Origin of the sequence: Streptomyces sclerotialus (genome assembly GCF_040907265.1) — a bacterium.
In the GTDB taxonomy this organism is placed as follows: domain Bacteria; phylum Actinomycetota; class Actinomycetes; order Streptomycetales; family Streptomycetaceae; genus Streptomyces; species Streptomyces sclerotialus.
Map to the genome: position 1 here is coordinate 3729853 of NZ_JBFOHP010000002.1, position 19181 is coordinate 3749033.

The window sequence follows — 19181 nt, forward strand, 5'->3', positions numbered from 1 at the left end:
CGCCGGCCGTACCGGGACGAATCGCCTGTTCCCCGCACACGGAACCGGCATGCGGAACCGGCACGCGGAACCGGCATGCCGGAACCCGTACACGGAAGGGGCCGCCCGCACCGGAATGCACCGGGATGCGAGCGGCCCCTCTACCGCCGACGGCTGGCGGCTGGCGGCTGACGGCCCGGGGCAAGGGGCCCCGGGCCGGCCGGCTCACGCGCGTGGACTCAGCCCACGCGCGTGAGCTTGGCGCCGAAGGCCGGTTCCGTCAGGTCTTTCTGGAGCGCCACCGGCACCTTGACCTGGCCCGGACCGCTGCCCGCCGTCAGCACGCCGACCTTCGTGCCGGCCTTCGCCGCATGCGGGATGGTCTTGCCCTTGTCGGTCAGCCCCAGCTTGACCGTCAGGCCGCTCCAGCCGACCGCCTTGACGTCCGCGGTCGCCACGACCGGCGTGGTGCCGCCGAGCCCGTCGTCCACCACGCCGACGACATCGCCCTTCTTCACGACCGTACGGTCCTCCAGCGCGCCCTGGGCCGTGGTCAGCAATTCCTTGCTGACGGCGTTGGCGGTGTCGATGATCGGCGTCCGGTGCTGGCCGAGCACCGCACCGACGATCAGCTGCGTCGTGTCGCCGACCTGCTGCCGGCCCGCGAAGAGCAGGTTGCCGCCCGCCTTGGAGGTGGAGCCGGTCTTGATGCCGATCGCGTTGTTGTACGGCGGCAGGGTGTTGTAGTTGCGCCACTCCTTGCCGGAGGGGTCCTTCCACGACGGCAGCTTGGTGATGTCCACCAGCGCCGGGAACTCCATCGCCTTCTTGCCCAGCTTCACCTGGTCCTCGGCGGTGCTGACGGTGGTCTCGATCAGACCGCTGGGGTCGGTGTACGTGGTGTTCTTCATGCCGAGTTCCTTGGCGGTGGCGTTCATCTTCTTGACGAACGCCTCCTGGGAACCGGCGTCCCAACGGGCCAGCAGGCGGGCGATGTTGTTGGCGGACGGGATCATGACAGCGGACAGCGCGTCCTTCTGCGTGATCGTGTCGCCTTCCTTGACGGTGTCGAGCACCGACTCGTCACCGTGACCGGCGCCCTTCTTGCCGTCCTCCTCGGCCTGCTTGTCGATCCGGATCTTCGGACCCGTCTTACCGGGCTTCAACGGGTGATCGCGCATGATGATGTACGCGGTCATCGTCTTCGCGACACTGCCGATCGGTACCGGCTTCTGATCGCCGTACGAGCCGATCGGGCCCAGCCCGGAGATCTCGACGTACGCCTGCCCCTCGGACGGCCAGGGCATCGACGGCTTGCTGCCGTCGAAGGAGTACGTCGCGTCCGAGGTCAGCGCCAGCGTCGGGTCCGGGAGCGGACGCACGGCCTGCACGATCACGAAGACCAGCAGGAGCAGCAGGACCAGCGGGGTCCAGATCTTGAACCGCCGCACGATCGTGCGGATCGGGGTCTCCGGCGGCGGCGGGGTGTTGGTGAGCTGCGCCAGGAGGTCGAGCGGGGGCAGCGGCTGCTGCTTCGTACGCTCGGACTCGGGCAGCGGGCCCGGGGTGCCCTTGCCCTCGGAGGCGGCGGGCGACGGCTGGGCGGCCGCCGGCTGCGGGCCGGGCGCGGGCGCCGGGGCGACGGCCGGGAGCGCGGCGGTCGCGGCCGGGTCGGCCGGGGCCTTGTCGGCCTTGTCGGCCTTGTCGGTCGGCTTGCCGACGGGCTTCGGCGGCTTGGCCGGCCGCTCGTCCGCCGACTTCAGCGCGACGAACTGGCTCGTCCGCTCCGCGTCCCGCTCAGCGGCCGGCTTGTCGGTGTCGCTCTTCTCGGCGGCCGGCTTGTCGGTGCCGCTCTTCTCGGCGTTCTTCGTCTGGCCGGCCGGCTTTTCGGCGGCCTTCTTCGCGGCGCCGTCCTTGTCGGCGTCGCTCTTGTCGGCGCCGCTCTTGTCGGCGCCGCTCTTCTCATCGGCCTTCGGCTCGGTGGCCGGCTTTTCGGTAGCCGGCTTCTCAGCAGCGGCAGCCGCGCTGCCGGCCTTCTTGTCCCCGGCCTTCTTGTCCCCGGCCTTCTTGCCGTCGGCCTCGGCAGCGGCCTTTCCGTCAGCCTTACTGCCGGTCTCGCTGTCCGGGGTGGCCTTGCCCTCCTTCGGGCTGCCGTCCTTCGGGGAGTCGTCGGCGCCCTTGGAACCGTTACCGGCGTCCTTGCCCGGCTCGGCGGACTCGACCGGCTCGACCACCTCGGCGGCAGCCTCGCCCTTGGTCTCCTCGGCCTTGGCTTCCTCGCCCTTGGCCGCGGCCTTCTTCGCGGTTTCGGACCGCTTCGGGATGGCCGCCGCGGTCGCCTTCCGGGCTTCGGCGCTCTTCTTGGCGTCCTCAGTGCCCTTCTTGGTGCCCTCGGCGTCCTTCGCGGACTCGGCGTCAGCCGCCTCCGCGCCCTTCTTCGCAGTCTCCTCCGCGTCGGCGCCGCCCTTCTTCGCGTCCTTCGGATTCACGGCGGCAAACACTCGGGTCGCCTCATCGGCCGGGGCCGACTTCGGGGTGACGGTTCCGAAAACCGCGGTCGGCTGATCGACCTGGCCGGCCGCCTTCTTGCCCTTGCCGCCCGGCTTCCGTACGGGCAGCGCGGGCTCGGCGTCGCCACCGTCCGTCGCCGCGTCCTCGGCCTCCGTGTCGGCGCCGCCCTCAGCGGTGTCGCCCGCGGGCTCCTCCGCGGCGCGGGAGGCGCCCTCAGAGGCGCCCTCGGGGGTCTCCGCCTTCTCCGCCCCCTCCGCGTCCTCCGAGGCGTCCTTGCCCGCCACCCAGGCGGCCACCGCCGCCTTGAGACGGGCGTCCCCCTTCTCCGGAGCTCCCTTCCCGGCGCCCGGCTCCTCCGCGCCCGGCTTCGCGCCGGCCGAGTCCGACTCCGTACCGCCGGCCTCCCCGCCGGCCGACTTCTCGCCGTCCGACTTCGCGCCCTCCGGCGACGTGCCGTCGGCCTCCGCGCCATCCGTCTTCGTGTCCGCTGCAACCGAATCCGATTCCGCGGACGTCTCCGTATCCGTCGGCGCATCGCGGAGGACCGCGAGCCGCGGATCGCGTTCGCTCCCCGCCGTCTCCCCCGACGACTGCTTCTGCTCCGACCTGTCGGGGGACTCGCCCGCCACCGGTGTCTCCTTCATACGTCGCGCTGCTGCTGTGCCCAGTGTTGCCAAGTGTCCTGTGTGCGAGAAGCGCGGCTACGCCGCCGCGCGGCCCGAGGCCCGCGTCCCGCCCTCGGAGGCTGTCGCCATCGCAGTAGACGAGAACGACATACCTACCGGTTCCCTACCGAATCACCCACGCACTCTCGACAGATGAATGTGAGAGGGGTCACCCTGTCATTCATCCACGCGGGGAGGCATGGATGGGCAGGAGCCGCAGAACAATTCCGGAGGAGCTTCTGCTGCTCGCTTTGGACCCGGCCACGGGAACCACAGCGCAGCCGCAGTCGCTCGACCTCGGCCTGGCCGGGGCCCAGCTAGTGGAGCTGGCTCTGGCGGGACGGATAGCCCCTGACGGGGATCGTATCGCCGTGGTGCTGCCACGGCCGACTGGAGATCCGACACTGGATTCGGCACTCGAGTTGCTGCGACGCCGCGGCAGCCCGGTGCGCGCGGTCCACTGGATCGGCGGGCCCCGGCTGGGGCTGCGCCAGACCTACCTCACGCATCTGGAGCGGTGCGGCATGGTGCATGCCGTGGCGGGTCAGATGTGCGGGGTACTGCCGACCACTCGCTACCAGGCGACGGACACGGCCATCAGCCGGGAAATCAGGGCCCGGCTGGACAACGCGATCCGCACCGGCGTACCACCGGACCCGCGGACCGCGGCGCTCGCCGCACTGGCCCACGCGGTCGGTCTCGGCAAGCACCTCTACCCCGGGAACGAGGGGCGTTCGTCGCGCTCCCGCCTCCGGGACCTCATCCGGCACGATCCCATGGGCGGGCTGGTCGCGCACGCCGTCATGGACGTGCAGAACGGCGTCGCGGCGCAGCCGAGGCGCGCGTCGGCAGCGGGGCCGGGCCCCGGGGCCGGGCGCCAGCCGGCAGCCCGGGCGACGGACGGAACAGCAGGCGTTCCGGCACAGCCGCGGCGGGGCAGCATGGCCCGCGTCGGCGCCCGTTAGCCGGACGATCAGGATCCTGGGCGAACAGGAACTCCGGACGACAGGGACCGGCCCCCTGACGGCAGTTCCGGACCCCTGACGGCAGAACCATGGGCCGGGCGGACAGGACCGGACGGACACAGCAGGACGCCGCCGACCCCAGGGCGGCACCGACACGAGCGGTGTTCGCGCGGCAGCAGCGCGCGACGGCCGCCCGCGCGGGACCCCGTCCACGGCAGCAGCAACCGCGCAGCACCCTCCGCGCGACACCGCTGCCCGAAGCACCAGTGGTGCCGTTGCACGCACTGAAGCACAGCAGTGCCGCACGCGGCAGTACCGCACCGCAGTACCGCGTACACCACCGCGAGACACCACCCGACAACACCGCGAGCACCGACAACACCGAGCACTGAGCATCGAACCCCGAGCACCGGCAACGTGAGCACCAGCGCCCGGCGCCGAGCCGCCCACCCGGTACGGACACCGGCCGGCGGAACAACCGCAGCACCGAGTGCACCGCACCCAGGTCCCGTTCGGGAGCCGCAACAAGCGCGGGGTGGCGGGCCCGCCGTTCTGGACGACGGCAGCCCCGCCACCCCGCGTGCGTGTCCGGAACGTACGCGGTCGGAACGGGCGCCTCCGGCGGGCGGCCCGCCGGCACCAGGGCGCCTCGAGCGGGCGTGCACGCCCGCGTACCGGCCCCGCACACGGTCCGGGCCGGTAGGGGCCGTTCACCCACGGAACGGGGGCTCACGCGCCCGCGTACGTCCCCGCGTACCGGCTTCCGGGCGCCGCGACGCGTCCGTACGCGCTCCCGGTTACCGCCCGTACGTCCCAGCGGCGTGGCCCGGCCCACCGCTTCCCGTAGGGCCTCTCATACCAGCACCCCACCTTGTCCGGCCATTTCCCAGCGCGGCGCCGACCAGTGGTGGCAATCTGCTGAACAGGAAAAAACAGCAGTCCGGAGCCGGAGGTGCACGTCCCGTGGCGTCCAATGTGAATCCCACCGTCAGGCGACGCCGGTTGGGCCAGGAGCTGCGCAGGCTCCGGGAGCTCAAGGGCATGACCGCGGAGGAGGTCGCGGAGCGGCTGCTGGTCTCGCAATCGAAGATCAGCAGGCTGGAGAACGGCCGCCGCAGCATCAGCCAGCGCGACGTCCGTGACCTCTGCGGCGTGTACGAAGTCGACGACCACCGCATCGTCGATTCGCTGATGCAGATGGCGAAGGACTCCCGTCAGCAAGGCTGGTGGCACGCCTTCGGCGACATCCCGTACAGCGTCTACATCGGCCTGGAGACGGAGGCGGCCTCGCTGCGGGTGTACGAGTCACTGCTCGTGCCCGGCCTGTTGCAGACGCCCGGTTACGCGGAGGCGGTCATCCCCGGCACGGTGCCGGAACTGGCGCCGGACCAGCTGGAGAAGCGCATTCAGGTGCGCATGCGGCGCCAGGAGCGGGTCAGCGATCCGCACAACCCCCTGCGCCTGTGGGTCGTGCTGGACGAGAGCGCGCTGCGCCGCGTCGTCGGCAGTCACCTCGTCATGCGTGAGCAGCTGGAACACCTCGTGGAGCTCAGCAAGCTGCCGCACGTGACGGTGCAGGTGCTGCCGTACGACACCGGGGCGCACGCCGGGATGTCCGGCACCTTCTCGATCCTGGAGTTCGACGACGCGGCCGACTCCAGTGTGGTCTACATCGAGGGCGTCACGAGCGACCTGTACCTGGAGAAGACCAACGACGTGCACAAGTACACGATCATGTACGAGCACCTGCGGGCCCAGGCGCTCAACGCCGACCAGAGCCGGGAGTTCATCGCCGAGGCCGCCAAGCAGCACGCCGACAGCACGGGGTGAGGACGGACGAACCGGCCGGACGCCCCTGTCCAGGGGCGTCATTGGGTGGGAAAGAGCTTGTCAGATACTTGCCGGAGGGCTGAATGCCGCCTTCCGGAGGGGAAGTGGGGCACGGTACACCTGCACCACTTTCACTGAAAAGAGATCAAGGAATATGCCATACGAATGGGTGACACCCCTCTGGCGTCGGTGATGTTGGCGCGTAGCGTCATGCATACCGAATCCGCGCCAAGTCGCGGCAACCCAGAGTGAATCGGAGCGAACATGGCAATCCAGCCCAATTCCGCTTTTTCCTGGAAGAAGTCCTCGTACTCCGGTGGCAACGGAGCCTGCGTCGAGATCGCCGTACCCGCGGCCGAGGCCATCGCGGTCCGTGACTCGAAGGACCCCGACGGCCCTCGCCTGACGTTCGACACCGCCGCCTGGAGCACGTTCGTGGCGGAGGTCGGCGCCGGTACGTACGACCTGGCCTGAGCGGGTCGTCGACCCGCCTCTCACAAGTCCGCGTCCTCCACACGCGTACTGCCCCTCAGCAACTCCCCGATCCGTTGCGCAACCACACAACTCCATAACCGCACCACTGCACTTCCCACAACCGCACGACAGACAACCGCACAGCCACAACTGCACGATCACAACTGCACAGTCCAACCTGCACAGCCACAACTCCATTGCTCCACAGCACCACACCGCACCACCGCAACGAGCCCTCTCGACTGGATCGCCGTCCCGGCCGAGGGGGCTCGGCCTCGCCCGGGCCGACGCCCCGTCACCCCTTCAGCGCGCGGCCCCCAGCCCGGACGCCGCCACCTCGGTGTCCAGCCCCGCGAAGGTGTCCGCCCAGCAGTCGCGCGGACCCGCTTCCAGGAACCACACCAGCGTCAGCCCGGTGTCCACGCCCGCCACCTGCGGTACGCAGCCACTCCAGCAGCCCGGCCCGCTGACCGGGCTCCTCGGCGTCGATCACCTGCAGGACCAGTCCGGCGTAGGGGTGGTTCAGCGCATGTGGTCGCCGTAGCGCCCTTCGGTGGGCCAGTACGTGCTGAGGTAACAGCCGGCCGTGACCGGGCGGGCCACCGCCGTCGGGCCCGGGTAGCGCAGGAGCTGCGGGTCGCGGGTGGCGACCCAGCGGCGTCCCGCGACGATCCACGGCATGGCCGTCGCGCCGGCGACGAAGTGGTCTTCCTCGTACCAGCGGTTGTAGGCGTACTCCTGGCCGGGGTGCGGCTCGACCATGGTGATCAGCGCGTGTGCCCGGGGCGCACCCCGTACGGCCCGTCGGCGGCCGGTTCCCCGTACGCCCCGCTCCTGGTGTCTTCGGTCTTGGCAGCCGGCTTCAGCTGACATGGCGTCAGCTGGGGAGGGGTGCGGCGCTGCGCCGAGGCGGCCCGTCACGCCTCCCGGGACGCCTCCCGGGATGCCTGCCGGTGCGCACTGTCGGCGGACGCCCGCGCGGGGACCGCGGGTGCCACTGACGGACGCCTGCGGGAGTACCACCGGCAGCTGACGGACGCCTGCGGGAGTACCACCGGCAGCGCCCTTCCGCAGCGGGCCCTTGCACGCCTTCCCTGACGGGCCGCCAGGTGTGGTCAAGGGGGTGCGCATGCCCCTGCAGGGCAAGACCGTCGTCGTGTCGGGGGTCGGGGGTCGGGGGCCGGGCCAGGGCCGAGGTTCCGGGTCGCGGAGGCGCGCGTACGGGACGGGGCGTCCGTCGTGCTGGGCGCGCGCACGGCGGAGCGGCTCGCGGCGTGTGCCGAGCGGATCGATCCGGCGGGCGGGTGGACGGCCTGGCGGGTGACCGACATCGGGGACGAGGCGCAGTGCGCGGCGCCGGCCGGGCTGGCGGAGGAACGGTTCGGCGGGGCGGACGCGGTGGTTCACGTGGCCGCACTGGACGCGCACTTCGGCGGGTTGGACGACGCCGACTTCGCTGGCTGGCAGCAGGTGGTGGACGTGAACCTCTTCGGCATGCTGCGGATGACGCGGGCCTGCCTGCCGTCGATGCGGGCGCGCGGCGGCGGGTCGGTCGTGATGATCGGCACCCAGTCGTCGGCGGCCGCGACCTCCGAGGCGCGGTAGGTGGCGTACGCGGCGTCCAGAGGGGCGCTGGTCTCCGCGATGTACTCGCTGGCGCGCGAGCCGGGCCCGGACCGGATACGGGTGAACACCGTGCAGCCGGGCTGGATGCGGGGCCCTCAGGCCGAGGCGTAGGTACGGATGGCGGCGGCGGCCGAGGGGATGCCGGAGCCGGAGGTGCTGGGCCGGCTCGCAGGGCGCATGGCGCTGCCGGAGCTGGTCACGGACGGCGACGTGGCCGAGGCCGCGGTCTTCCTCGCGCCCGACCGGGCGCGGGCGACCACGGGCCAGTCGTTGCGGGTGAACGCGGGTGAGCTGATGCGGTGACGCACCCCTGGGCGCACCGGACCAGCCGGGCGCCCTCAAGGGCGCACCGTACGAACGGCCTCCTTTCCGCACCGCACGGGATCCCGCTCCCGTGTGGTGCCGCCGCGTGCGCGGAGCCTGGCGAAGTGTCCGCTCATGGTGCGGGCGCGGCCGTGGGCACGACAACGAGGCGTGGGGTCAAGAGACAGTAAAATCGTTCTGTTAGGTGACCCGAGTTCACATCCATGACTCATCAACCCTCTTGACCAAGGCCCGTACCAACGGTTCAATCCCCGAAGTCCCCACTCCCGCGCGGGGGCGCCGCCGAGGCGAAGTGCGTTTGCTTTCTTGCACGTTCACAAGGCGGACCCCTTGGAGGGGGCATGAACGGTCTCGACTGGACTGTGCTCATCGGATACTTCGGCGTCATGGTCGCCATCGGCGTCTGGTCGCACAAACGCGTCGACGACGTGAGCGACTTCTTCACCGCGGGCGGCCGGATGCCCTGGTGGCTGTCCGGCATCTCGCACCACATGTCCGGGTACAGCGCCGTGATGTTCACCGGGTACGCGGGCATCGCCTACCAGTACGGCATCACCTCGTACGTCACCTGGTCCTTCCCCATCGCGATCGGCATCGCCATCGGGGCGCGGCTCTTCGCCGGCCGGCTCAACCGGCTGCGCTCCCGGCTGCACGTCGCCTCGCCGCTCGAATACCTGAAGTCCCGGTACAACCTCCCCACGCAGCAGGCGCTCGCCTGGTCCGGCGTGCTGCTGAAGATCGTGGACGTCGGCGCCAAGTGGGCCGCGATCGCGACGCTGCTGTCCGTGTTCACCGGTGTGTCGCTCAACCAGGGCATCCTGATCACGGGGGTCGTCACGGCGATCTACTGCACGGTCGGCGGGCTGTGGGCGGACGCGCTCACCGAGCTGGGGCAGTTCGTGATCCAGCTGCTGGCGGGCCTGGCGATGCTGGTGACCGTGCTGGCCGAGCTCGGTGGCGTCAGCGCACTGTGGACGGTGTGGGACCGGCTGCCGGACACCCACACCCAGCCGACGGTCGGCCCGTACACGCTGACCTTCCTGCTCGCGTACCTGTTCATCAAGACCTTCGAGTACAGCGGCGGCATGTGGAACCAGGCGCAGCGCTACATGGCGACGAGCAGCGCCCGTGAGGCGCGGCGCTCGGCACTGTTGTCGGCGGCGCTGTGGTTCGTCTGGCCGGCGGTGCTGTTCTTCCCGATGTGGGTGGCGCCGCTGCTGGTCAAGGCCCAGAAGCCGGACGCGTCGGACTCGTACGCGCTGCTCACCGAGCACCTGTTGCCGCACGGGCTGCTGGGGCTGGTCATCGTGGGCTTCTTCTCGCACACAATGGCGATGTGCTCGTCGGACGCCAACGCCATCGCCGCGGTGTTCACCCGGGACATCGCGCCGGCCGTCTCGGCGAAGGCGCGCGACTGGTCGCACCGGGCGGGGCTGGTGGCCGCGCGGCTGTCCACGCTCGCCTTCCTCGGCCTGTCGATGGCCATCGCGACGCAGGTGAACTCGCCGGCCTTCGCCGGCATCATCTCGGTCGTGATCAAGTGGGTGGCCGGGCTGGTCGGGCCGATCTCGATCCCGTTCCTGCTGGGCATGCTGCCGCTCTTCCGCAGGTCGGGGCCGGTCGCCGCGCTGGTTTCCTGGGCGGCGGGGCTGTTCGCCTTCTGGCTGACGAACTACGGGATCGCCGACGTCTCGCTGCAGATCCAGATCGTCTCGCCGGTCGCCGTCTCGCTCGTGCTGTTCGTGCTGATCGGGCTGGTGAAGCCGGAGGACACCCCGGAGCGGGACGCGGTACTGGCCCGGATCAACTCCGGCGGGGACGACGACGGCCCCGAGGGCGCGGCGGCACTGCCCGTACCCGGGCAGGCCGCTCCGCTGGACCAGAAGAAGCCCGTGTAACGCCGCCTCGTACGGGGCCGGGCGCTACGCCCTCGGGTAGCGCGCCAGCCAGCCCGGGGCGGAGTTGCCCGGCCCGTGGAGCGCGGGTCCCTGGGTCATCTCCATGGCGAAGTCGTCGGCGAGCTGGAGGACGGTGGGGCGCCCCTCCAGCTCCACCAGCCAGACCGGCGGCAGGGCGGTCTCGCCGTGCAGCGTGCCGAGCAGGTTGCCGCAGAGCGCGCCGGTGACGTCGGAAGGGCCGCTGTGGTTGACCGCGAGCAGCAGCCCGTGCCGGATGTCCTCGGCGACCAGCGCGCAGTACACGGCGACGGCCAGGGCGCCGGCGGCGTCCCCGGACTCCCCCAGCGACTCGACCCGGGCGGCGGTGGGCATGCCCTGCCGTACGGCGCCCAGCGCCCGCTTGAGGGCGTCCGTGGTGTCCTCGTGGCCGGGACGGGTGGCCAGATGCGCCAGGGCCTTCTGGACGGCGCTGTCGAGGTCCTCACCGCGGGCGAGGGAGTGGACGACGACGGCGAACGCGCCGGCCGCCAGGTATCCGGTCGGATGACCATGGGTCTGTGCCGCGCACTCGACGGCGAGCTGGAAGACCAGCTGGGGCTCCCAGCCGACGAGCAGTCCGAAGGGCGCCGAGCGCATCACGGCGCCGCCGCCGTCCGCCTGCGGGTTGCGGGGCGCTTCCAGGGTGCCCATGACCTGGTCGCCGAGGCCGGTGAGACAGTCGCGGTCCGGGGCGCGGCGGGCGTACAGCCACTCCTCGCGGGCCAGCCAGCCGTCGTCGGCACGGCGCTCGTCCGGGCCCCAGTCGTGCTGCGTGACGGCCCAGCGGCGGTAGGCGCGGTACAGGTCGGTGGGCGGGTGCCAGGCGCCGGTGTCGCGGCGTACCTGGGCCCGTACGAGGCCGTCGACGGTGAAGAGGGTGAGCTGGGTGGCGTCCGTGACGGCGCCGCGCTGCCCGAAGACGGCGGCGTAATCGGTCAGCCCCTCCGTGCCGTGTGTTTGGCGGAGGGCGTCCAGCGAGGTCTCCGCCGCGCCCGCCCCGAGGGCGTCGCCGATGGCCCCGCCCAGGAGACAGCCGCGTACCCGGCTGCGGAAGTCCTGCTGCTCGGCGCGGCCCCAGATGGCGTTCGCGCTCACTGTGTCCCTCCCGGCACTGCGCCCTCCCGGACCGTGCTGCCGCTCCCGACGCCCTAGGACGCTCGTCTGACGCAGGGCACTGTAATAGACAAAGATTCAGCCACCAGCGGGCAGGAAGGGAATGCGAAGAGGCGACCAATGAACGGCTTTTGATCACTAACGGAACTTTCCGTTCACCTGGGCAATATCGGCGCACGAGTCATCCTCTGCCCCAGGTGTGGGCATGCTCCGACCATGTCCGAGTACGAGTGGGACCGCACGACCATGGCCGTCGTCGCGTGCGCGCTGGCCGGGGACAGCGAGGGCGCGGTGGAGCTGCTGCGGCCGCTCCCGCAGCGCGACACCTGCCACATCGCCGTACGGCTGGCAGCGATGGCCGCCGACGCGCTCATCACCGCGGCCGAGGACGCCGGCGGCGACCGGGCCGAGGCCCTCGCCCGCTGGCAGCAGTGCATCCTCCAGCACGAGACGGAGCACAGCGGCGAAGGATGAGGCGCGGGGCCCCGGCGGACCGTCCGCCAGGGCCCCGCGCGCCGCTACTCCAGTACCGGCAGCAGCTCCGGCAGATGCCCGTCGGACCGCCGGGCCGCCTCCTGGCGCTCCTCGGGCACCGGGCCGTACGTCGTCGTCCGGGGGCGGGCCGGGCGCCCCGCCTCCTCGGCGATGGCGACCAGGTCCCGCACCGACCGGTAGGAGCCGTAACTGGACCCGGCCATCCGGGAGATCGTCTCCTCCATCAGCGTGCCGCCGAGGTCGTTGGCGCCCGAGCGCAGCATTTCGGCCGCGCCCTGGGTGCCGAGCTTGACCCAGCTGGTCTGGATATTGGGGATGTGCGGGTGCAGCAACACCCGTGCCATCGCGGTCACCGCACGGTTGTCGCGCGAGGTGGGCCCGGGGCGGGCGATGCCCGCCAGGTAGACCGGCGCGTTGGTGTGGATGAACGGCAGGGTCACGAACTCCGTGAAGCCCTCGACGCCCTTCTCCCGCGCGGACCGCTGGATGTCGGCCAGCAGCCGGAAGTGACCCAGCCAGTGCCGGGGCTGGTCCACGTGCCCGTACATCATCGTCGAGGACGAGCGGATGCCCAGTTCGTGCGCGGTCTTGATGACCTCGACCCAGGTGGCCGTGGGCAGCTTCCCCTTGGTCAGCACCCAGCGCACCTCGTCGTCGAGGATCTCGGCGGCCGTACCGGGGATCGTGTCGAGCCCCGCCTCCTTGGCGGCGGTCAGCCACTCCCGGATGGACATCCCCGTACGGGTCGCGCCGTTGACGACCTCCATGGGCGAGTACGCGTGGACGTGCATCCCCGGGACGCGCTCCTTCACCGCCCGCGCGATGTCGAAGTACGCGGTACCCGGCAGGTCCGGGTGGATGCCGCCCTGCATGCACACCTCGGTCGCGCCCACGTCCCACGCCTGCTGGGCGCGGTCGGCGACCTGCTCCAGGGAGAGCGTGTACGCGTCGGCGTCCGTACGGCGCTGCGCGAAGGCGCAGAACCGGCAGCCGGTGTAGCAGACGTTGGTGAAGTTGATGTTGCGCGTGACGATGTACGTCACGTCGTCGCCGACCGTCGCCTTACGGAGGTCGTCGGCGATGCCGCAGAGCGCATCGAGAGCCGGCCCGTCGGCGTGCAGCAGGGCCAGCGCCTCGTCGTCCGTGAGCTTCGTCGGATCGTCCGCTGCCTGCTTCAGGGCGGCCCGCACGTCGGTGTCGATGCGCTGCGGCACCATCCCGGGCGCCGCGGCCTCGCGCAGCGCCTCCCAGTCGCCGTACACCTCGTCGAAGTCGTTCCGGCGGTCACCGGTGCGGCCTTCGGTGTCGATGGTGCGGTGCAGGTCCGTACGGCCCGAACCGTGCAGCGAGAACTCCTCGTCCGGCTCCTGCCAGGGGTGCCCCTCGACCACCGCGTCCGGGCGCGCGAGGCCCGTCTCCGGGTCGGCCAGCGCCCGTACGTGCGGCAGCAGCCGCGGGTCCAGCCAGGGCTCGCCGCGCAGCACGAACTCCGGGTAGACGGCGAGGCGTTCCTTGAGCGCGAAGCCGCTCTCCGCCGACCGCGCGGCCAGCTCCTCGATCTGGGGCCAGGGGCGCTCGGGGTTGACGTGGTCCGGGGTGAGCGGTGAGACGCCGCCCCAGTCGTCGATGCCGGCCCCGATGAGCCGCCCGTACTCCGCGTCCACCAGGTTGGGCGGCGCCTGAAGGCACGCGGACGGCCCCATGATGTGCCGCGCGACGGCCACGGTGGCGACCAGGTCGTCCAGCTCCGCGTCCGGCATGCCGCGCATCGCGGTGTCCGGCTTGGCGCGGAAGTTCTGGATGATCAACTCCTGGATGCCGTGGTACGCGCGGGAGACCCGGCGCAGCGCGAACAGCGACTCGGCGCGCTCCTCGTAGGTCTCCCCGATACCGATCAGCAGGCCGCTGGTGAACGGCACGGAGCTGCGCCCGGCGTCCTCCAGGACGCGCAGCCGCACCGCGGGCTCCTTGTCGGGCGAGCCGTAGTGCGGGTTGCCCGGCTCGCTCCACAGCCGCTCGGAGGTGGTCTCCAGCATCATGCCCATCGAGGGCGCGACCGGCTTGAGCCGCTGGAAGTCCGTCCAGGACATGACGCCCGGGTTCAGGTGCGGCAGCAGCCCGGTCTCCTCCAGGATGCGGATCGCCATCGCCCGTACGTAGGCGAGCGTGTCGTCGTACCCCTCGGCCTCCAGCCACTCGCGCGCCTCGGGCCAGCGGTCCTCGGGCTTGTCCCCGAGGGTGATCAGGGCTTCCTTGCAGCCCAGTTCGGCGCCGCGGCGGGCGATGTCCAGGACCTCGTCCGGGGACATGAACATCCCGTGCCCCTCGCGGCGCAGCTTGCCGGGCACGGTGGCGAACGTGCAGTAGTGGCACTTGTCGCGGCACAGGCGGGTGAGCGGGATGAAGACGCTCTTGGAGTACGTGATGACGCCGGGGCGGCCCGCGGCGTCGAGCCCCGCGTCCCGCACCCGGGAGGCGGAGGCGCACAGGTCGTCCAGGTCCTCACCGCGCGCCTGGAGGAGCACGGCCGCCTCGGCCGCGTCCAGCGCCACGCCGTCCCGCGCGCGCCTCAGCGCCCGGCGCATGGCGTTCGCGGTGGGCGCGGGGCGCGGGTTTTCCTGCGTCGGCTGGTCGGACGCCTGCGGAAGCTGCTCGGGTCCCTGCGGGCTGGAAGTCATCCTTCGAGGATACGAGCGGGCGGCAGGCGGCCGAGGGGCCGTGGCGGCCGTTTCGTGTGCCGATGATCACGTAAGACGGAGGTTCCCTCCGGTCGTCGGCCGGGCAGGCGCCCGCCGCCCCCGCGCCGCGCCGCCTCACAGGTACTCCGCGTACGCATCCAGCGCGCGCAGCACCTCGCCCTCACCCGCCGGCGGCAGCTGGACCACCACCTCGTCCACGCCGAGCTCCTGAAAGCGCGCCAGCTTCCCGGCCGAGGGCCGCACCCCGTACGGGACCACCACCGGCTCCCCCTCACGTCCGGCCTCGGCCCACACCCTGCGCAGTTCCGGCACCGCCTCGGCCAGCCCCCGCCCGCCGATCGGCAGCCAGCCGTCCGCGTACTCCGCGATGTGTGCGAACAGCGTCGGGCCCGCCCCGCCGCCGACCAGGACGCGCGGGGCACCCTTCACCGGTTTCGGATACGCGTGGCTCGCCCGGACGGACCCGAAGGTTCCCTCGTACGCGGTCGGTTCGTCCGCCCACAGGGCGCGCATCAGCGCGACCCGGTCCCGGGCGAGCGCCCGCCGCGAGGACCACTCCACCCCGTGGTCGGCGGCCTCCTCCACGTTCCAGCCGAAGCCGACGCCCAGCGTGAACCGCCCTCCGGAGAGGAAGTCCAGCGTCGCCACCTGCTTCGCCAGACCGACCGGATCGTGCTGGGCGACCAGCGTGATGCCCGTGCCCAGCGTCAGCCGCTCGGTGACGGCCGCCGCCTGGCCGAGCGCGACGAACGGGTCGAGGGTGCGGCCGTACTCGCGCGGCAGCGGTTCACCCATCGGCGCAGGGGTGTCGCGGGAGACCGGGATGTGGGTGTGCTCGGGCAGGTACAGCCCGGCGAACCCGCGCTGCTCCAGCTCACGGGCCAGCCGCACCGGCCGGATCGTCTCGTCGGTCAGGAAGATCGTGGTCGCGATCCGCATGTGTCGCCTCCGCGTCGGCCGTCCTGTTCAGGGGTGTGGTGAGCGCATGTTGCCGCACCGTCGCCGACTTATCCACAGGCCTTTCCGTCCGTGTCACACACGCGTACAACAGTTTTCACACGACGCGGGAGAGACCCGGGAGAACCGACGGAGAAGCTGCGATGGACCGGCGCGACATCCTGAGAATCGGTGCCGTCGCGGGCGCCACCGGAGCCCTTACGCTCAGCCCCGTGAACTTCGCAGGCGCCGAGGGGCGCACGGACGGATCCGGCGGCCCCACGGACGGGTCCGGCAGACCTGCCGGACCGGCCGAGGAGACCCGGACCGTCTCCGGCCACCTCCCGACCGGCGCTCCCGACTTCGTGTACGTCCCGGTGGAAGTCCCGCGCGGTGTCCGCGAGATCGCCGTCTCCTACCGGTACGACAAGCCGTCCGTCCCCGCCGGCACCAACGGCAACGCCTGCGACATCGGCATCTTCGACCAGCGCGGCACCGAGCTGGGCGGCGCGGGCTTCCGCGGCTGGTCGGGTGGTGCCCGCACGGAGTTCTTCCTGCGCGCCGACGACGCGACCCCCGGCTATCTGCCCGGCCCGATCCGGCCCGGGACCTGGCACATCGCGCTCGGCCCGTACACCGTCGCGCCCCAGGGCCTGGACTACGAGATCACCGTGACCCTGCGGTACGGCGCCGCCGGCGAGACGCCGAAGCCGGTGTACCCGCCGCAGCGCGCCAAGGGCCGCGGCCGCGCCTGGTACCGCGGCGACAGCCACCTGCACAGCGTCCACTCCGACGGGAAGCGCACCCCCGCGCAGATCGCCGCGCTCGCCCGCGCCGCGGGACTGGACTTCCTCACCACCACCGAGCACAACACCACCTCCTCCCACCGCGTGTGGGAGGGCCTGTGGGGCGACGACCTCCTGATCCTCACCGGCGAGGAGATCACCACCCGTAACGGCCACGTCGTGGCGATGGGCACCGACCCGGGTGTCTTCATCGACTGGCGCTACCGGGCCCGCGACAACGCCTTCGGGAAGTTCGCCCGCGCCGTCCGCCGGGCGGGCGGCCTGGTCATCCCTGCCCATCCGCACGCCACCTGCATCGGCTGCAACTGGAAGTTCGGGCTGAACGAGGCGGACGCGGTGGAGGTCTGGAACGGCCCGTACACACCTGACGACGAGGTCACGCTCGCCGAGTGGGACAACACCCTCGTCGCCCACGCGCAGGGCCGCGGCGACTGGCTCCCGGCGGTCGGCCACAGCGATGCGCACCGCGACCCGGACGTCGTCGGCCTCCCCCAGACGGTCGTACTGGCCGACGACCTCTCCCGGCAGGCCGTTCAGGACGGCATACGGGCGGGCCGTGTCTGGATCGCCGAGTCCGCGAAGATCGGCCTCTCCTTCTCCGTCACCGGCGAGCGCGGAGAACACGCGGGCATCGGAGAACGGCTGCGGGTGACCGGTACGTCCTCGGTGACCGCTCGGCTGGAGGTGAGCGGCGCCCCCGGCTGCACGGTCTCGTACCTCACCGACCAGGGTCTGCGGTACTCCGAGCCGCTGCCGGAGTCCGGCTCCGGCACGGTCAGCTGGCGGACCACGGCCGACAACGCCGCCTACATACGCGCCGAGGTCCGTCACCCCGCGACCACACCGGGCCTGCCGGGCCCGATGGCAGCGATGACCAACCCTGTCTTCGTGGAGCGAGGGTGACCCGAGAGCGCCTGTGAGAACGATTGGGGGCTGGGAGTGGAGGGGGTGGGGCGGGGGGGCGGGAGGGGGAGGCCCCCCGGGGAGGGGCGAGAAGGGGAAGGGTGAAAGGGACAAAGGGGCCGGAAGCGCCAGCCCCCCTTACGCCTGCCGGAACCCCGGACCCCGATACGCCCGCCGGAACCCCAGTCCCCGATACGCCCGCCGGAACCCCGATCCCCGACCCCTGCCCCGCCCGTAAGAACCCAGCAGCCCCCGCTCCCGCCCCTCTCTCAGTCCTCCACCACCAGCGCCGGAGTGCTCCGGGTGAGGACCTCGCCGCGGAAGAAGGCCGGGCTGCGGCGCTGCATGATCAGCATGAGCACGAAGCCGAGCACGAGCAGGCCGACGCCGATGACGAAGACCGAGCCGACACCGAGAACGGAGCTGCCGGTGCCGTAGGCCGGGTCCCAGATGTCGATGAGGGTCTTCACGAAGACGCCGGTCAGCAGTAGCCCGCCGAGCGCCGGGAAGACGCCCTTGAGCATCAGGTCGCGGGCGGACTTGCGCAGGTCGGCGCGGAAGTACCAGGCGCAGGCGAAGGCCGTGATCGCGTAGTAGAAGCAGATCATGAGGCCGAGGGCGTAGATCGTGTCGACGAGGACGTTCTCGCTGAGGAAGGTCATCACGGCGTAGAAGACGCCGGTGGCGATGCCGGCCGCGACGGTGGCCCGGCCCGGCGACCGGAACCGGGGGTGGATGCGGGCGAAGGAGGCGGGCAGCGCCTCGTACGTGGACATCGCCAGGACCGTGCGGGCGACCGGGATGAAGGTGGTCTGCAGCGAGGCGGCGGCCGAGGCGAGCACGGCGACGAAGAGCAGTACGCCGAGGGCGGAGCCCATGACCGGACCGGCGAGGGCGGCGAAGACGTTGTCCGAGGTGTCGGGGTTGCCGAGGCCCAGGCCCTTGGTGCCGACGCCGGAGAACATCTGCGCGGCCACCGCGGTGGTCAGGTAGGAGCCGATGAGCACGACCATGGCGAGCATCGCGGCGCGGCCAGGGGTCTTCTCGCTGCCCGTGGTCTCCTCGTTCACCGTGAGGCAGGTGTCCCAGCCCCAGAACATGAAGATCGAGAGGGAGAGTCCGGCGGTGAAGGACGCGAAGGACTTCACCTCGAAGGGGTTCAGCCAGGACCACTGGAAGTCGATGGAGCCGGTGAGGTCGCCGGAGCGGGCCTTCCCGATCGCCATGGCGACGAAGACGACGAGCACGACGAGCTGCAGGCCGACGAGCGCGTACTGCAGGCCTTTGGTGGTGGTCACGCCGCGGTAGCTGATCGCGGTGGCGATGGCGACGAAGGCCAGGCAGGTCAGGACGTGGACGGGCTTGTTGCCGTCCAGGGCGGCGACGGAGTCGCTGCCCGTGAGCTGGCCGAGGAGGAGGTAGAAGAAGGAGGTGGCGACGCCGGCGAGGTTCGACAGCACGATGATCGTCGCGATCACGAGGCCCCAGCCGCACATCCAGCCGATGCGGGGCCCGAAGGCCTTCACCGTCCAGGTGAAGGAGGTGCCGCAGTCGGGGACGGCGTTGTTCAGCTCGCGGTACGCGAAGGCGACCAGCAGCATCGGCAGGAAGCCCGCGAGGAAGACGGCGGGCATCTGGAGGCCGACCTCGCCGACGGTGGGACCGAGGGTGGAGGTCAGGCAGTAGACGGGGCCGACGGTGGACAGTCCGATGACGGCACTGCCGAGCAGGCCGACGGAGTTGCCGCTGAGGCCTTTGCTGCGGGTTTCGCCCGATGCGTCGCCGTTGACGCCCGTTACCGTGTCTCCGGCCGGAGGCCGAGGGTCTACCTGAACCATGAACAGGACGTTAAGCGCTGCTGTATTCGTATCCGGATGATCGAACTCCGGCGACTGAACCTTGCATGTGAAGGGAAGTT

General features: G+C 71.4%; 12 protein-coding genes and 2 pseudogenes. 8 read left to right on the plus strand and 6 right to left on the minus strand.

All coding sequences use genetic code 11. The annotated features are described in order from the left end of the window. Window positions 1–218: 218 nt before the first annotated feature. A complete protein-coding gene (locus tag AAC944_RS16465; protein ID WP_368397209.1) occupies window positions 219–3134 on the minus strand; it encodes a D-alanyl-D-alanine carboxypeptidase family protein in 2916 nt (971 codons plus the stop codon). Window positions 3135–3358: 224 nt separating this feature from the next. Between AAC944_RS16465 and AAC944_RS16470 the strand changes: the two genes are divergently transcribed. The 4 genes from AAC944_RS16470 (at window position 3359) to AAC944_RS16485 (ending at window position 6424) form a co-directional block, all read left to right on the plus strand. Further along, entirely contained in the window at window positions 3359–4120 is a 762-nt protein-coding gene (locus AAC944_RS16470; protein WP_030617028.1) for a GOLPH3/VPS74 family protein, read from the plus strand. Between the two features lie 269 nt (window positions 4121–4389). After that, a complete protein-coding gene (locus tag AAC944_RS16475; protein WP_368397210.1) occupies window positions 4390–4512 on the plus strand; it encodes a hypothetical protein in 123 nt (40 codons plus the stop codon). Between the two features lie 571 nt (window positions 4513–5083). Then, a complete protein-coding gene (locus AAC944_RS16480; RefSeq protein WP_030617026.1) occupies window positions 5084–5950 on the plus strand; it encodes a helix-turn-helix domain-containing protein in 867 nt (288 codons plus the stop codon). Window positions 5951–6214: 264 nt separating this feature from the next. Continuing rightward, window positions 6215–6424 (plus strand): DUF397 domain-containing protein, encoded by a 210-nt coding sequence (locus tag AAC944_RS16485; protein WP_030617024.1) that lies wholly within the window; start codon window positions 6215–6217, stop codon window positions 6422–6424. A gap of 303 nt (window positions 6425–6727) precedes the next feature. On the opposite strand, the pseudogene AAC944_RS16490 reads toward AAC944_RS16485, so the two are convergent. Further along, window positions 6728–7290, minus strand: a pseudogene (locus AAC944_RS16490) (hypothetical protein). Between the two features lie 263 nt (window positions 7291–7553). Between AAC944_RS16490 and AAC944_RS16495 the strand changes: the two are divergent. Continuing rightward, window positions 7554–8353: pseudogene (locus AAC944_RS16495) on the plus strand (SDR family oxidoreductase). 362 nt (window positions 8354–8715) lie between these two features. Further along, entirely contained in the window at window positions 8716–10272 is a 1557-nt protein-coding gene (locus tag AAC944_RS16500; RefSeq protein WP_030617023.1) for a sodium:solute symporter family protein, read from the plus strand. A gap of 24 nt (window positions 10273–10296) precedes the next feature. Here AAC944_RS16500 and AAC944_RS16505 read toward each other — a convergent pair whose 3' ends face one another. After that, window positions 10297–11406, minus strand: a complete 1110-nt coding sequence (locus AAC944_RS16505; RefSeq protein WP_030617020.1) for an ADP-ribosylglycohydrolase family protein — start codon at window positions 11404–11406, stop codon at window positions 10297–10299. Between the two features lie 234 nt (window positions 11407–11640). Between AAC944_RS16505 and AAC944_RS16510 the strand changes: the two genes are divergently transcribed. Next, window positions 11641–11898 (plus strand): hypothetical protein, encoded by a 258-nt coding sequence (locus AAC944_RS16510; RefSeq protein WP_030261803.1) that lies wholly within the window; start codon window positions 11641–11643, stop codon window positions 11896–11898. 44 nt (window positions 11899–11942) lie between these two features. Here AAC944_RS16510 and AAC944_RS16515 read toward each other — a convergent pair whose 3' ends face one another. Further along, the gene (locus tag AAC944_RS16515) at window positions 11943–14597 is read right to left on the minus strand and encodes a bifunctional FO biosynthesis protein CofGH (protein WP_078888649.1); all 2655 of its coding nucleotides are present in this window, start codon (window positions 14595–14597) and stop codon (window positions 11943–11945) included. A gap of 135 nt (window positions 14598–14732) precedes the next feature. After that, the gene (locus AAC944_RS16520; protein ID WP_030617016.1) at window positions 14733–15557 is read right to left on the minus strand and encodes a TIGR03619 family F420-dependent LLM class oxidoreductase; all 825 of its coding nucleotides are present in this window, start codon (window positions 15555–15557) and stop codon (window positions 14733–14735) included. A 161-nt stretch (window positions 15558–15718) separates the two neighbouring features. Here AAC944_RS16520 and AAC944_RS16525 point away from each other — a divergent pair, with 161 nt between their 5' ends. Continuing rightward, window positions 15719–17263 (plus strand): CehA/McbA family metallohydrolase, encoded by a 1545-nt coding sequence (locus AAC944_RS16525; RefSeq protein ID WP_030617014.1) that lies wholly within the window; start codon window positions 15719–15721, stop codon window positions 17261–17263. 269 nt (window positions 17264–17532) lie between these two features. On the opposite strand, the gene AAC944_RS16530 is transcribed toward AAC944_RS16525, so the two are convergent. Continuing rightward, window positions 17533–19101 (minus strand): APC family permease, encoded by a 1569-nt coding sequence (locus AAC944_RS16530; RefSeq protein WP_030619738.1) that lies wholly within the window; start codon window positions 19099–19101, stop codon window positions 17533–17535. Between the last annotated feature and the right edge of the window lie 80 nt (window positions 19102–19181).